Origin of the sequence: Methylobacterium sp. 285MFTsu5.1, from assembly GCF_000383455.1 — a bacterium.
GTDB lineage: Bacteria > Pseudomonadota > Alphaproteobacteria > Rhizobiales > Beijerinckiaceae > Methylobacterium.
This window is the reverse complement of record NZ_KB911272.1, coordinates 306,787-321,819: the sequence shown is the minus strand read 5'-3', so window position 1 is coordinate 321,819 and position 15,033 is coordinate 306,787. Positions and strand designations below refer to the sequence as shown.

General features: G+C 67.7%; 12 protein-coding genes and 1 tRNA gene. 8 read left to right on the top strand and 5 right to left on the bottom strand.

Annotated elements, in window-relative coordinates; genetic code table 11:
- Positions 1–200 precede the first annotated feature (200 nt).
- Complete coding sequence (locus tag H288_RS0108365; protein WP_020092140.1) at positions 201–494, top strand: hypothetical protein; 294 nt, start codon at positions 201–203, stop codon at positions 492–494.
- Between the two features lie 173 nt (positions 495–667).
- Here the strand turns inward: H288_RS0108365 and H288_RS0108360 are convergent, their stop codons facing one another.
- Both H288_RS0108360 and H288_RS35040 read right to left on the bottom strand, forming a co-directional pair.
- On the bottom strand, positions 668–940 hold the full coding sequence (locus H288_RS0108360; protein ID WP_020092139.1) for a hypothetical protein: 273 nt from the start codon (positions 938–940) through the stop codon (positions 668–670).
- A 463-nt stretch (positions 941–1,403) separates the two neighbouring features.
- On the bottom strand, positions 1,404–1,727 hold the full coding sequence (locus H288_RS35040) for a hypothetical protein (protein WP_128083306.1): 324 nt from the start codon (positions 1,725–1,727) through the stop codon (positions 1,404–1,406).
- A 531-nt stretch (positions 1,728–2,258) separates the two neighbouring features.
- Here H288_RS35040 and H288_RS35035 point away from each other — a divergent pair.
- The 3 genes from H288_RS35035 to H288_RS35895 all read left to right on the top strand — a co-directional run bounded on the left by H288_RS35035 (position 2,259) and on the right by H288_RS35895 (position 7,043).
- A complete protein-coding gene (locus tag H288_RS35035) occupies positions 2,259–2,495 on the top strand; it encodes a hypothetical protein (RefSeq protein ID WP_128083307.1) in 237 nt (78 codons plus the stop codon).
- A gap of 317 nt (positions 2,496–2,812) precedes the next feature.
- The gene (locus tag H288_RS33865) at positions 2,813–3,859 is read left to right on the top strand and encodes a glycosyltransferase family 2 protein (protein ID WP_081636454.1); all 1,047 of its coding nucleotides are present in this window, start codon (positions 2,813–2,815) and stop codon (positions 3,857–3,859) included.
- Between the two features lie 700 nt (positions 3,860–4,559).
- Entirely contained in the window at positions 4,560–7,043 is a 2,484-nt protein-coding gene (locus H288_RS35895) for a Hint domain-containing protein (protein WP_280806642.1), read from the top strand.
- A 378-nt stretch (positions 7,044–7,421) separates the two neighbouring features.
- Here the strand turns inward: H288_RS35895 and H288_RS0108340 are convergent.
- From H288_RS0108340 to H288_RS32185, 3 genes are all read right to left on the bottom strand, one after another.
- A tRNA-Lys gene (locus H288_RS0108340) sits at positions 7,422–7,497 on the bottom strand.
- Positions 7,498–7,597: 100 nt separating this feature from the next.
- Complete coding sequence (locus tag H288_RS0108335) at positions 7,598–9,163, bottom strand: 2-isopropylmalate synthase (protein WP_020092136.1); 1,566 nt, start codon at positions 9,161–9,163, stop codon at positions 7,598–7,600.
- Positions 9,164–9,432: 269 nt separating this feature from the next.
- On the bottom strand, positions 9,433–10,374 hold the full coding sequence (locus tag H288_RS32185; protein WP_020092135.1) for a hypothetical protein: 942 nt from the start codon (positions 10,372–10,374) through the stop codon (positions 9,433–9,435).
- Between the two features lie 194 nt (positions 10,375–10,568).
- Here H288_RS32185 and H288_RS0108325 point away from each other — a divergent pair, with 194 nt between their 5' ends.
- From H288_RS0108325 to ubiB, 4 genes are all read left to right on the top strand, one after another.
- Complete coding sequence (locus tag H288_RS0108325; protein ID WP_020092134.1) at positions 10,569–11,285, top strand: carbonic anhydrase; 717 nt, start codon at positions 10,569–10,571, stop codon at positions 11,283–11,285.
- A 115-nt stretch (positions 11,286–11,400) separates the two neighbouring features.
- The gene (gene leuB / locus H288_RS0108320) at positions 11,401–12,510 is read left to right on the top strand and encodes a 3-isopropylmalate dehydrogenase (protein WP_020092133.1); all 1,110 of its coding nucleotides are present in this window, start codon (positions 11,401–11,403) and stop codon (positions 12,508–12,510) included.
- A gap of 113 nt (positions 12,511–12,623) precedes the next feature.
- Positions 12,624–13,409: a bifunctional demethylmenaquinone methyltransferase/2-methoxy-6-polyprenyl-1,4-benzoquinol methylase UbiE gene (gene ubiE / locus H288_RS0108315; RefSeq protein WP_020092132.1), complete on the top strand. Its 786-nt coding sequence runs from the start codon at positions 12,624–12,626 to the stop codon at positions 13,407–13,409.
- Between the two features lie 31 nt (positions 13,410–13,440).
- A complete protein-coding gene (gene ubiB / locus H288_RS0108310) occupies positions 13,441–15,003 on the top strand; it encodes a 2-polyprenylphenol 6-hydroxylase (RefSeq protein WP_020092131.1) in 1,563 nt (520 codons plus the stop codon).
- The last annotated feature ends 30 nt before the right edge of the window (positions 15,004–15,033 follow it).

Sequence of the window (15,033 nt, the reverse complement as noted above, 5' to 3'; positions counted from 1 at the left end):
AGGACGAAGGCGTGCCGCGCGCACGCGTCACGCGCCGGGTTGCCGGCAGTGGTCCGACGGTCTGGCCGGTCGATCGTGTTCCGCGTCTTGCGCGCCGGAGAACGCGCTGCGGTGCAGTATCGATTAAAGTGAGGTTTGCGGGATCAGTACTGAGTCGCCGGAGTTTCCACCGTTACTGCTGAATTCTCCGGAGGATCGCCATGGGCCTCACCGCGTTCGCCGTGTTCGTCATTCCGTGGGTCCTGCTCGCGGTGTTCCTCACGCGGTCCCCTTCAACGCTTCGCCTGGGGACCGCTTCCGCGCCGTGGCGGTCCATCCCGACCCACAAGGAGATGGCCCGCGCCAACCGTCACGCGCTGCACCCGCATGGGCAGCGGGCGGGCGAGACGGACGGAGTCTCGGGCCGGGACCAGCGCGGTCGGACCGATCCGCCCGCGGGCGGTGCGCTGGGCACGAGCGTGGAGCCCACGGAGCCCGACGACAAGCTCAGCTAACAGATCCGCGCCGGGCATTCCGGCCGGACGTCACCGGCCGATCCAGCACCGTCGGCATGCCGCGCGGCGAGTGGATGATCATGCCCCGACCCGTACCGCGCTGCCGCGGACCCGACTTTCAGCGTGGCCCCCGTGCGGGCCACGGCACCCCGCCGAGCCCGGAGAAGCGCCGGTCACGCGCCCACGGTCGCGTGCGGCCTGCAGTAGCTGTCGCGCACCGCGGGAATGTCGTCGTAGCCGTCGACGGTGCAGAAATACGTGCACACCAACCAAGCGGCCAGGGCGAGGCAGAGAACGCCGTTGTAGACCCACAGGCCGATCACCCGCCGGCTCGGCAGGTTCGGCAATCCAACGACGGAGCCCGGTACCCAGTCGACCGCGAACACGATCGTGCAGAAGGCCCCCAGCACGCCGGCCATCATCACGGCGAGAGCGGTGGACGTCATGTCCCCTCCCGATCCCGCTCTCCGCCGGACATGCAGGGCGTTACGCCGACGCGACCGGCGCGGGCACGACACCTTGGGGCGGACACGCGCAGCCGAACTCCTGTCACAGCTCCCTCCTGACCCTCCGATCCGTGTCACACCAGCTAACCGGGACGGCGCCCCCACGTCGAGATCGGAAAACGCGCCGCACCTTCGTAGGACGCGCCGAAGGCAAGAAAGGTTGGCGGAGTACGCTGCCGAGCGGTTCGGCCATGGTCCTCGAAGGCTCGGTGGGCGCGCTGGGGTTCGAACTTCGGACCCGCTGCGTAAGAGGACGACGCTCCGGGCGCCGAGACACGCATGTTCTGCTTGCCGGCGTCGCCGACAGCTCGAGCGCGCTCTCGAAATCAATGGACCCGCCGATTGTCCAACGCTGGGCACTGTTGAAATCGCTCCGCCTGTGTGCCGGAATGCGCCTCGCCGATCAGACCGCTGCCGCCGCGAACTCTCGGTCGGAATAGAACGCTTGATCGTGTTCGATTTCCCTGGCTTCGGCCTGCGCGTCGGCGCGGGCGGCTCGCGGCAGCGGATCGTCCAATACCGCAACGCGATCGGTCAGACCAAGCGGGACACCCTCGGCCGGGTCGTGCTGCTCGACCGATGCCTGGCGAGCGGCGAGCGAGCGGCCGGCGCTGGCCAAGCTCGGGTCGGATTCGCCTGACGAGGAGCATTTCGCCGAGGCGCGGGCCACCGTGACGTTCGGATCGAAGACCGAGCAGCCACCGGGAAGCTGCGCGAGTCGCTTCACGCTGTGAGCCGGGCGACAGTCGCCGAGCGCCTCGGGGTGATCTTGAAGGAGAACGAGCCGGACGCGGCGAAAAGGGCGCGGGCCACGCTCTCAGCCATCTTTGGGTGGCTGATCGGGAACGGCAGGGCCGAGCCCAACCCAGTAGTCGGCACGATCGAGACGGCCCAGGAGGAGAAGCGCTGCCGGGTTGCTCGCGCCCGACGAGATCAAGGTTGCGTTGAAGGCTTGTCGGGATGACGACTTCGGCCGCATCGTCCGCTCGCGAACGCGGACCGGTCAGCGCCGCGAGGAGGTGGCGGGCATGACGCGGGCCGAGCTTGATTTGGCGAGCGGCATCTGGCGACTACCGGGCCAGCGGACCAAGAATAGTCTGCTGCTCGACGTGCCACTGTCCCGCGCCTCGACCTGCTCGCAAAGGTCCAGCCCAGTGCTGGCTGGCCGCTCCTGTTCGGTGGGGGCGCCGCCAGGTTCTCGGGATTCTTGAACGCGAAGGCCGCGACAAACAAGCGGTCTGGCGTCACGGAGTGGCGGTTGAACGATCTGCGGCGGACGGTGTCCACCGGCATGAACGAGCGGGGCGTGCTGCCTCACGGTGTCGATGCTTTGCTCGACCACATCTCGGGATCCCGAGATGTGGTCGATGTCTACAACCACACCCTCTATAATGTTGAAAGGAGGGTGGCGCTCGATCAGGAGTCGAATTTCTCTCGGCCACACAATCGTTGCGGACCGCTCAGTCGGTTATTTCGAAGCTCCATTGGCAAATGAGCACAGCACTGTTTCCGAAACTGGGGGCTATTACGGCTAGATTTAGAATCTTTGTCACGTAGGGCCGAACATTCGATGGCAATTGAAAAATAATGAAATAATTTTCCTACGCGATGATGTGGGATTGAGCCGAAAATGGATAGCTGAGACCAAAAATTACTTTTCTTGATCTGAATTGGCCGCCAGCAAATCTTCAGTGAAATTCCCCGTATCCGTATGGGTGATATTTGCCGTATTTGCAGTCGAAGATAGATTCAGATGCGGATGATTCGCGGCTGGGCCCCCGGGGTTTCAGTGGCTGAACTGGGAGCCGACAGATGGGTGGCAAGAAGCTCGCGATCATTGTCAACTGTTATAATTACGAGAAATATATAGTCGAAGCGATCGAAAGTGTGAGTTTACAGCTCCTTGATGGCTGTGAACTGGTGGTCGTGGACGATGGATCGACAGATAATTCGTGGACTTTGATTCAGGGCACTGGGGTAAAATGTCTACGTAAGGAAAACGGTGGTCCTGTAAGCGCCTGCGTACTCGGCTTAGATAATACGACAGCGAGGCACGTTCTGTTCTTGGATGCTGACGATAAGCTTTCTTCAGGGTCTTTACGGAAAATTGTCGGTGCATTAGATGAAAAATACTCTAAGTTTCAGTTTCCCTTGTCAATAATCGATGAAAAAGGGGACGAACAAGGTAGAATTTTCCCTGATCTGAGCGCTCAAAAAACCAAAAATTCCTACATTCAGGACATATCTGAAACAGGAGCATATGTTTCGCCTCCGACCTCGGGGAATATTTTTCGAAGAGATGTGTGCGATCTTCTTCGGGAGGCATCCTATGATACGGTGGACGGTGTAATCCTTATCGCGGCTCCGTTCATGGGCGAAATCTACACGTTCAATGAGGCGCTGGGCTACTATAGGGTTCACGATAAAAATATGTCCTCGACCGGGCGCTTGCCTTCAGTCGAGCGGCTTCAATACAGTCAAGAACGATTTTCCAATCGTTTGGAACATTTGAAGCACATACTTTCCGCCAGAAAAATTGACCATGACATTATTGGGAGTCGCAGAAATTATATATACTTGAGAGACCAGATATACATCAATATTGTCTCTGGGGAAAAGCTCACGTTGAAACAGGTAGTCGAGCTGGCGGAATATTTTCCGAAATGGTACGGTTCGGCGAGGAGATTGATGACCTTGAGCGCGGCGATCTCCATGATCTTCTTACCTAATCGTGTATCAAAACTGATACTTCGTGTCAGGTTGAATGGTAGAACACTGCTCGCCAGAACCGCAAAATCTATCCTCAGTTACGCCCGTGGCGCCATCATCAGGCCGGGGCGCAAGGCTCTCCATGAGTGAAACTGAGCTAAGGTTTCGGCCTTCGAGCGTCCTGTCGATATCGGCTGTGCATGGGTCTTCGACGTCGCAATCCAGGCGTCAAGGTTGCCGCGGCGGATGCCGGACCAGCGCACACTGAGCTGTCGCGGCGGTGGCGCATTGCCTGCCCGGCCGATCCGGCCGCGCTCAAGCCTGACTCCCGGCACAGGCGCTCTTGACGCCGATGGTCAGGATTATCATCGGCAATCGCACCGCGCCGAAGGATCCGCCCGCCCCCCCCGGCTGACAGGAGCCGCGCCGCCCGCGCGCAGACTATGCTCTCATCCCTGAGCCGACCTCAGCCCCGCCGGCATTCGTCGCGCGGGACTTCGCCGAATCCGTTCTGAGATATGTCACACTGCGGACGGACCACATCCGGATCGACCCCTGCGCTGGGGCGCATGAGTGGCGTGCGAACCAACCCGTCGACTTGTTGATAACTATTCTTCCCAGCAGAGGAGCATGAAAGGCCATCAAATCAGTTTCCGTGCCAGATCAGTCTGACCTCCTGTCGCGGAGAGAGCACAACGGATCAAAAAGCGCTGTCTCGAGCCCGGCGATCACCGATTAGGCGACGCTGCATCCTCGACTCCGAGGGCCTACAGGCGCCACGCTGACGGCAAGCACCCGCCCGCGCAAGATTGCGGATGACGGGTAGATGCGGATGGTTGGGAACGCGGCGATGTCGGGCGGTCAGGGCGGGAGCGGCGCAGATCCGGTCAACGGCGCCGGCGGTCAGCCCGGGGCGGACGAGGTGGCGAACGGCACCGGCGCGGCCGGTGGAAACGGCGGCGCTTCTGCCCAGGGGAGCGGCGGAGGTGCGGGCGGTTCCGCAGGCTCGGTCGGAGGCGCCGGCGGCAACGGGGGCGCGGCGGCTGGTGGAACTGTCACCAACACGTCGGGAACGGGTGGCGCCTACTCGACCAACACGGGCTCCAGCTTTTTCGGGGGGGCTGGCGGGGCTGGCCTTGCCGGTCCGAATCCCGGCGACGGCGGCGGCGGCGGCGGCGGCGGCAGCCACGGCCAGTACCTCTCCAACACGGGGAATGGCGTAGGCTTCACCTTTTCCCGGACCGGCGGCACCGGTGGAACGGGCGGTGCCGGCAACGGGACGGGCGGAGGTGGCGGCGGCGGCAGCGGTGGTTACGGCTTCGTTGAGCCCGGCCCCGGATCCTTCATCGCCAGCGCTCAGATCACCGGCGGGAACGGCGGTGCCGGCGGTGCCGCCGGCGGTCCCGGCGCTTTCGGCGGTTCCGGCGGTGAGGGCGGCATCGGACTTTTCCTCTACGGGAGCACGGGCACCAACACCGGCCAGATCACGGGCGGAAACGGTGGTCTGGGCGGGGCCGCGAATGGTGGCACGGCGGGCATCGCGGGCCAGGGGGGAGCCGGTCTGTCCGGCGCGAACATCGCCATCACCAACACCGGCACGATCTCGGGCGGCTTCACCGGCGGCAGCACAACCGTCCGGGCCGTCGCTATCAACGTCACGGGCGGCACCAACAGCCTGACCCCCAGCACGGGAACGCTGAACGGCGGCCTCGGGATCGCCGGCGGCGCCACGACATTGCGCGTCCTCGGCAACGCTCCCAACAATCTCGGACCCGTAGCCAACGCCGGCACGTTCGACATCTCGGGGACGACGGCCGGTGCCTCGATCACCACGCTCTCGGGCACCGGCGGGACGACGCTCGGTGCGCAGGCCCTGACCATCACCAACGGTTCGACCAGCTACAGCGGCGCGATCTCCGGTACTGGCGGCGTGGCGGTCACCGGTGGCACGCAGACGCTGACAGGGGTCAGCACCTACTCCGGCGGCACCGCGATCGGTTCGAACGGCGGCGCTGTGTCGAGCACCCTTCAGCTCGGCGGTCCGACCTCGGCCGGCACGGGGACGATCACCTTCGGCACGATGTCGGGGACGGCGACAGCGCGCCTCGGGCTCAACGTGGCCGCTCAGCCGACCAATGGTGGCACCTTCGCCAACACCATCTCCAATTTCGGTTCGGGCAACGAGATCGCGCTCGCCGGGCTGACCAACTCCAGCGTCAGCTACAACAGTGCGAACAGCTCGATCACCATCACCGGCACCCGCTCCGGTGGCGGCCAGGTGAGCGAGAACTTCGTGCTGTCGGCCCCCCGCACGACCAGCTTCGCGGCGGTGTCGGACGGCCAGGGCGGCACGATCGTGCGCGCCGCTACGGCCCCGAACCCCACGAATCCCACGAACCCATCTCAGCCGGCCAACCCTGCACCCTGCTACGTGACCGGGACGCGGATCCGTGTCCTGCGCGATCGGGTCATCTCGGACGTGCCGGTGGAGCAGCTCGCGGTGGGCGATCTCGCCATCACGGTTGCCGGTACGCCGCGCCCGATCCGTTGGATCGGCACCCGCGCGTACCGGGGATCGATGGTTCCCCCGGCCGAGCGCCCCGTCCGCATCCGGGCCGACGCACTGAGCGAGGGCGTGCCCGCCCGCGACCTGCTTGTCTCTCCAGATCACTGCCTGTGGCTGGACGGGCTGCTCGCGGCCGCGGGACATCTGGTCAACGGCTCGAGCATCACGCGTGGCGAGGCGGTGGCGGATCTCACATACTGGCACGTCGAGTTGGACACCCACGACCTGCTGCTCGCGGAGAATGCTCCGGCGGAGAGCTTCCTGGCGGCGCCCGGCGTGCGCGGCGGCTTCGATGGCGTGCAGGCCCTCGACGTCGGCACCGGGCGCATGCCCTACGCTCCGCGCGCCGAACTCGGCCCCGACTTGGCCGCGCTGCGCGGGCGCTTAGCCCTCCGCGCTGTCTCGTTGGACGGTGCGGCAGAGCCGGGCTCGGTGCGAGCGTGGCTGGACCGATGCGTCGTGACGGGCGATGGCCTGCTGCACGTCGGGGGCTGGGCGCGCGACGAGGCGCATCCCGACACCCCGCTGTGCCTGGACGTGTTGGTAGACGGTGCCGTCGTCGCGTTCGCGGTGGCGGCCGAGTTCCGGTCGGACCTTGCTGCGGCCGGCTTCGGCGACGGGCGATGCGGCTTCGACCTCGGTGTGCATGTACGCCTCGCTCCACACGTGCATCATCGTGTCGAAGTGCGTCGGTCGGCCGATGGCCTCCTGATGTGCGCCAAGCGGATGGATGCGGCAGGGTCTTGGATCGCGCTGTTGGCAGCGTAGCGTCGATCGGGGCATCCGGCGCCGACCCTCAGCCCCGCCGGCACCGCCGCGTGGGGCTTTTTCGGCGGCTTGCGCGGACAGAGGGGAATGCGGGCGAGGCGCAATCGTGCGACGGTAACAATCGTGAGCCAGTCCCCTCCATCGACGCGTATTTTCGAAGCCGACCGTCAGAACTCAATCTCGAAGCGCTGCGATGGCTTGGCGAACCGAATCGTAGCCCTCGGCCATGAAGCGAGGCTTCCGCGGACTTGGCTCGCCCGTCGCAGTTCGGCGAACGGAGAGCGGCTCATCGCTGCAATGAAGATTGTTGATCGCTTCGCCTTCTTACCCTTCGCTCACCGGGATTGAGGTCCGGCTCGCAGGAAGTAGGCTAAGTCTTGGTGGGCGCACTAGGGTTCGAACCTAGGACCCGCTGATTAAGAGTCAGCTGCTCTACCAACTGAGCTATGCGCCCGATCGCTTCTGCGACCGCCCGGTGGCCACCAAGTCCGTCCGGGGTGGCGGGCTGATACCAACGCGGCCGGGGCCTGTCCACCCCCGGCCGCCGCTTTTTCTCATTCCGCCGCCGCATGCTGTGCATGCACGCGCACGGAATGGGCCGACAGCTTGTTCAGCGCCGAGAGATACGCCTTCGCGGACGCCACCAGCGTGTCCGGATCGGCGCCGCGCGCGGTGACGCTGCGCTCGCCGTCCCGCAGCCGCACCGAGACCTCCGCCTGCGCGTCCGTGCCGCCGGTCACGGCATGGACCTGATAGAGCTCCAGCTGCGCCTGATGCGGGACCAGCGCCGAGATCGCGTTGAACACCGCGTCGACCGGCCCGTTGCCGTCCGCCTCCTCGATCCGCGTGCCGGCCTCGTCGGCGATCCGCAGCGTCGCGCGCTGCGGTCCGCGGGTTCCGGCGATCACCGACAGGGAGACCAGCCGGATCCGGTCGTGGGCCGTGGCGAGGTTCTCGTCGACCAGCGCCTCGATGTCCTCGTCGTAGACGTGCTTTTTCCGGTCGGCCAAGGCCTTGAACCGGTCGAAGGCGTCCTGGAACTGGTTGTCGGACAGGTGCAGGCCGAGATCCTCCAGCTTGGAGCGGAACGCCGCCCGGCCGGAATGCTTGCCCATCACCAGGGAGGTCTTGGTCAGCCCGACCGAGGCCGGCGTCATGATCTCGTAGGTCTCGGCATTCTTGAGCATGCCGTCCTGGTGGATGCCGCTCTCGTGCGCGAAGGCGTTGCGGCCGACGATCGCCTTGTTGAACTGCACCGGGAAGTTCGTGGCGTGGCTCACGAGCTTCGAGGCGCGGGTCAGCATGGTCGATTCGACGCCGGTCTCGTAGGGCAGCACGTCGGCGCGCGTGCGCAGCGCCATCACGATCTCCTCGAGCGCGGCGTTGCCGGCCCGCTCGCCGATGCCGTTGATCGTGCACTCGACCTGCCGGGCGCCGCCCTCGATGCCAGCCAGGGAATTGGCGATCGCGAGGCCCAGGTCGTTGTGGCAATGGACCGAGAACACGGCCCTGTCGGCGTTCGGCACGCGCGCGCGGACGTTCGCGAACATGTCGCGGTACTCGGTCGGCGTGGCGTAGCCGACCGTATCGGGGAGGTTGATCGTCGTGGCGCCGGCCTTGATCGCCGCCTCGACGCAGCGGCACAGGTAGTCGAGCGGCGTGCGGGTCGCGTCCATGGCCGACCACTCCACGTCCTCGACGAGGTCGCGGGCCTGGGCCACGGTCTTCAGGATGATCTCGACGACCTCGTCCTGGCTCTTGCGCATCTGGTGCGCGAGATGGATCGGCGAGGTCGACACGAAGGTGTGGATCCGCGCGCGCTTGGCGTGGCGCACGGCCTCGCCGGCCCGGGCGATGTCGGCGGGGATCGCGCGGGCGAGTCCGGCGATGGTCGCGCGCTTGGTCCTCCGGGCGATCTCCGAGACCGCCTCGAAATCGCCGTTCGACGCGATGGGGAACCCGGCCTCAATGATGTCGACGCCCATCGTGTCGAGTAACTCGGCGACCGCGAGCTTCTCGTCGAAGGTCATGGTGGCGCCGGGGCACTGCTCGCCGTCGCGGAGCGTCGTGTCGAAGATCAGGATCCGGTCGCGGGCGGAAGCGGTGCTGGTCGTAGTCATGGCATTACCCTGTCGCGGGCCGCCCGGCACGTGATGGCGCGGCGCGGCGTGGTGCCCTCGCGGGCGGATTCGCGAATGAAAGAACTCCCCTGAAGGCCCAGGCGCGCGCCCGGACGGCCCTCAGGGGCGGGTAAGCAGAAGCGGAAGAAGGAGCCCGGAGCGGCGCGCACGGGACCGAAGCGCCGTAGAGGCGGCGCGGGCGGTCTCGATCGCTGAGCCGGCTCTGGCCAAGGCTCGTCTCTCCTGTCGGCGACCCGCGCGGGACGTTCTCACGGCGCGGTGCGGCCCGTAGGTATCCCCGGATCGACCGGAACACAAGCGAGACCGGCGCGTCCGGAGGCGCGGACCGGGGCTGTCGCGGCCGGCAGGTCCGCGAGGATCGCCGCCGCGAGATCGTCGTAGAACAGCATCTGCCCCGCGGCCCAGACCTCGAACTCCGCCAGCAGCGTCGGGTCGAAGGCGGTCAGGTGGCCGCCGGCGATCCGGATCCATCCCGCGGCCTCGGCCTCGCCGAGCAGGTTGCCGACATGGGCCCGCGACACGTCCAGCCGCTCGGCGAGGCTGCGCAGGCTGAGCGACACCGCCGCCGGCGCGCCGGGCACCGTGGCGGCATAGTGGGCCCCGACCAGGGCCGTGAGCAGCGGATAGCCGCAGTCCCGTCCTGCGAAATGGAGCACCCGCGGGAACGGCGCGATGAGCGTGCCGTGCCGCAGCACGTGGGCGGCCGAAAGGCGCACCAACTCCCCGAGCCGGTCGGGGCCGTCGAGCATCCCGGCGTGGCCCGGGTCGCGACGGGTCACCGCGTCCATGGCGGCGACGAACAGGCGCCCGCTCCGCGCGATCTCGGTCACCAGGGCCGGCGCCGCCTGCAGGCATTTCACGCGCCCGTCGCCCCGATCCGCCACCGCGGTGACGAAGCGCCCGGCCTTCAGGGCCGACACGAAGCCGGCCGTCTGCCTCGGGCTCGATCCCACCATCGCCTGGAGGACCGTCAGGGTGGGACGCGGGCCCCCGTGATGGCGCCACGCGTAGTCGTTGTGGATCAGCATGAACGAGACCACGTAGCGCCCGATCTGATTGAGCAGCTTGTGGCTCGGCCAAACAATCTGCGCCGGTTCGATCATGCCCTGGCAGTAACCGGCGACCGCCGGGCGGAAATCGCGCTCGGATCGAAGCAGAGTGATCCGCGCCCGGAAATGATCGTCCAACATCCGCGCCCCGACTCAGCCGGATCCCGACCGAAGGGATGCCGCGCGCCCGGCCTTCGGTCCAGGATTTCCTGCAAAGTTTGGACTCGGTGGTGAAGAACGCGCCGGGATACGACTCGCAGTGCTTGTCTCAGCGCTGCCGGAGCGAGCGGTCCGCCGGGCCTGGCCGGCGTCAGATCCGAAGGGGACCGTCCACCGTGTGCGATCTGCATCGACCCTCTCTCTCCCGGCGCGGCCTGCTGGCCGCGGCCGCGGCCGGTACCGTGATGGGGGCTTCCGCCGGGATCCGGCGGGCCGAGGCGGCCCCCGACGGCGCGCGATCGAACGCCATCACGCCCGAGGCGGCCCTCACGCGGCTGCGCGACGGCAACGGCCGCTACGTCGCCAACACGTCGACGAACCGAGACTTCTCGGCCGGTCGCGCCGCGCGGGCCGCGGCGCAGTATCCGATCGCCTGTATCGTCGGCTGCGCCGATGCCCGGGTCGCCCCGGATTTCATCTTCGACCAGGGACCGGGCGATCTGTTCGTCGTCCGCGTCGCCGGCAACTTCGTCACCACCGACGGTCTCGCCAGCCTCGAATACGGCGTGTCGGTCCTGGGCGCGCCGCTGATCCTCGTCCTCGGCCATTCCGATTGCGGGGCCGTGAAGGCGACGATCGACGTCATGAAGACCAACGCGTCGCTCCCCGGTCATCTCCCCGTGCTGATCGAGGCGATTCGCCCGGCGGTGGATCTGGCCGAAAAGGCGCGTGCGCAGGATCCCCTGGCCGAGGCCGTCGCCCAGAATGTCCGGCACAGCGTCCGGCGCCTCGAGCAGGCCGGCCCCATCATCGCGGAGGCCGTCGCCGCCGAGCGGGTGAAGGTCGTGGGCGGCTTCTACGACATCGGCACCGGCCGGGTCGTGATCCTCTGACCGCGGTGCCCGATCCGTCCCGGCCTGCGGGCCGGCGCTTTGCCGAAGCTTGCCAATGACGGTGCAGCCTCGATAAAGCCCGCCGGCACGTCGAGACCGAACCCGCGAGACCGTCATGGCCAGCTACAAGCTCCTGCTCCTCCCCGGCGACGGGATCGGCCCGGAGGTCGCCGGCGGCATGCAGGTGGTGCTCGACACCCTCAAGGAGACCGGTCTCGCGACCTTCGAGACCGAGACCGACCTCGTCGGCGGCAGCGCCCTCGACGCGCACGGCGTCCCGCTCGCGGACGCGACCCTGCAGCGCGCGAGTGACGCGGACGCCATCCTGCTCGGCGCGGTCGGCGGACCGAAATGGGCCGGTGTCGCCTACGAGAACCGCCCCGAAGCCGGCCTGCTGCGCCTGCGCAAGGAGCTGGACCTCTTCGCCAACCTGCGGCCCGCGATCTGCTACCCGGCGCTGGCCGAGGCCTCGGCGCTGAAGCGCGAACTCGTCGAGGGGCTCGACATCATGATCGTCCGGGAGCTCACCGGCGGCGTCTATTTCGGCGAGCCGAAGGAGATCACCACGCTGGAGGACGGCTCCAAGCGGGCGGTCGACACCCAGGTCTACACGACGGCTGAGATCGAGCGGATCGCCCACGTGGCCTTCGACCTCGCGGGCAAGCGCTCGGGCCGGGTCGCCTCGGCCGAGAAGCACAACGTGATGAAGTCGGGCGTTCTCTGGAAGGAGGTCGTCACCAAGGTGCACGCCGCGCACTACGCCGACCTGCAGCTCGAGCACATCCTCGCCGACAACTGCGCCATGCAGCTGGTGCGCCGGCCCAAGCAGTTCGACGTGCTGGTGACCGACAACCTGTTCGGCGACGTGCTCTCCGACATCGCCGCCATGCTCACCGGCTCGCTGGGCATGCTGCCGTCGGCCTCCCTCGGCGCGGTCGACGCGAGCGGCCTGCGCCGCGCGCTCTACGAGCCGGTCCACGGCTCGGCGCCCGACATCGCCGGCCAGGACAAGGCCAACCCGATCGCCATGATCGGCTCGCTCGCCATGTGCCTGCGCTACTCCTTCGGCCTCGGCGACGCGGCCGACGCCCTCGACGGCGCCATCACCGACGCCCTCGCGGGCGGCGCGCGCACCGCCGACATCGCCGGCGAGGGCACGAACCCGATGGGCACGCGCGCCATGGCCAGCGCGGTGGCGGACGCGCTCCGCACCCGGGTCGGCTGAGACACGTCTTCGGCGCGTCGCAGCACCGGGGTCGGTCCCCAGCCGCGTGTTTCGACGCATGGCGGTCGGGCGCGACCTTCGCTATGACGCGCCCATCGAGGATTGGGAGCGTCATGAAGGCCGGAGACGGGGCGTCTGAGCGCGCGAGCGCGGATTTCGGCTTCGAGCGCGTGGCGCTCGACGAGAAGCAGGGGCGCGTCGACAGCGTCTTCCACTCGGTCGCCCGCCGCTACGACATCATGAACGACCTGATGTCGGCGGGCCTGCACCGGGCCTGGAAGGCGCAGCTCGTCTCGATGCTGCGGCCGCCGCAGAACCGCGCCTTCGCGCATCTCGACGTCGCCGGCGGCACCGGCGACGTGGCCTTCCGGGTGCTGGCCGCGGGCGGTCCGCGCACCCGCGTCACCGTACTCGACATCAACGAGTCGATGCTGCGGGTCGGCGCCGAGCGGGCACGGGAGCGCAAGGTCGACGAGGCCGGCGACCGGATCGCCTTCGTGACCGGCAACGCCGAGGCGCTGCCGCTGCCGGACGCGTCCTTCGACGCCTACACGATCGCCTTCGGCATCCGGAACGTGCCGCGGATCGAGACGGCGCTGGCCGAGGCGCGGCGGGTGCTGAAGCCCGGTGGGCGCTTCCTCTGCCTGGAATTCTCGGCCGTCGACATCCCGCTGCTCGACCGCATCTACGACGCCTACTCGTTCAACGTGATCCCGCGCATCGGCGCCCGGGTAGCCGGGGACGCCGAGTCCTACCGCTACCTCGTGGAGTCGATCCGGAAGTTCCCGACCCGCGGCGCCTTCGCGGGCATGATCGAGCGCGCGGGTTTCCGGCACGTCACCGACCGGGCGCTGACGGGCGGGATCGTGGCGATCCATTCGGGCTGGAAGGTCTCTTGACCGCCGCCGCGCGCGACGGGAGCCAGCACCGGTGATCAGCGCCGCCGTCAACTTGTTTCGCGGCGCGCGGGTCGGCTTCGTGCTGGCCCGCGAGGGCGCCCTCGCCCTCGTCGACCCCTCTGAGCTGCCCCCGCACCTGCGCCTCGCCCTGCGGATCGGCCGCTCCCTCGAGCGGCCCGGCCTCGACGACGGGGCGGCCCGGCTCTCTGCGGCGATGACGCGCCTCGGCCCGTCCTACGTGAAATTCGGCCAGTTCCTGGCGACGCGGCCCGACATCGTCGGCATGCGCGCGGCCTTCGACTTGGAGAAACTGCAGGACCGGGTGCCGCCCTTCCCGCAGGCGGTCGCGCTTCGCACCGTCGAGGCCGCCCTCGGCAAGCCCGTGAGCGCCCTGTTCGTGTCGTTCAGCGAGCCGATCGCCGCCGCCTCGATCGCGCAGGTCCACAAGGCGATCGTGCAGGATCCCGACGGCACGCAGCGCGCCCTCGCCGTGAAGGTGATGCGGCCTGGCGTCCGCGAGCGCTTCATGCGCGACCTCGAGGTCATGCGCTTCATGGCGCGGGTGGTGAACGCCCTGTCGCCGCAGGCGGAGCGGCTGCGCCCGCGCGAGGTGGTGGAGATCCTCGCGCGCTCGGTGCTGATGGAGATGGATTTCCGCCTTGAGGCGGCGGCCGCCTCCGAGCTCGCCGAGAACACCAAGGACGATCCGGACTTCCGTGTGCCGAGGCCGGAATGGGAGCTGACCGCCCGTGAGGTGTTGTCGGCCGAGTGGATCGAGGGGACCCGCCTGCACAGCGCCGCGGAGCTCGCCGCCCGGGGGCATGATCCGCAGATAATCGGCCGGACCGTCATCCAGAGCTTCCTGCGGCACGCGATCCGCGACGGCTTCTTCCACGCGGACATGCACCAGGGGAACCTGCTGGTCGATGCCGAGGGCCGGCTAGTCGCGGTCGATTTCGGCATCATGGGCCGCCTCGGCCCGAACGAGCGCCGGTTTCTCGCCGAGATCCTGCTGGGCTTCATCCTGCGGGATTACCGCCGGGTGGCGAAGGTCCATTTCGAGGCGGGCTACGTGCCGGCCCATCACTCCGTGGAGGATTTCGCGCAGGCGATCCGCGCCATCGGCGAGCCGATCCACCAGCGCCGGGCCGACGAGATCTCGATGGCCAAGGTCCTGACCCTGCTGTTCGACGTCACGGCCCTGTTCGACATGAGCACCCGCACCGAGCTGGTGATGCTCCAGAAGACCATGGTGGTGGTGGAGGGCGTCGCCCGCTCCCTCGACCCGCGCCTCGATATGTGGACCACGGCCGAGCCGGTCGTGCGCGCCTGGATCGCCCGCAACATGGGGCCGGTCGGCCGGGCGCAGAGCGGCCTGGACGCCCTCAAGGTCGTCTCCGACGTCGTCGGCGACATCCCGGACCTTGCCATACGGTTGAAGCGCGTGCTGGTCCGCCTCGACGAGGCCGGCACCGGCGATGCCCGCCGGCTGGAGCGCTTCGCCCGCAACGAACGCTACCGCGCGATCTGGTCGACGCTGGCCTTGTGGGGCATCGCCGTCGGCGCGCTGATACTGGCGTTCCGGGGTCTCTGACGCGGCACCATCCCCGATCCGGGACCGGGA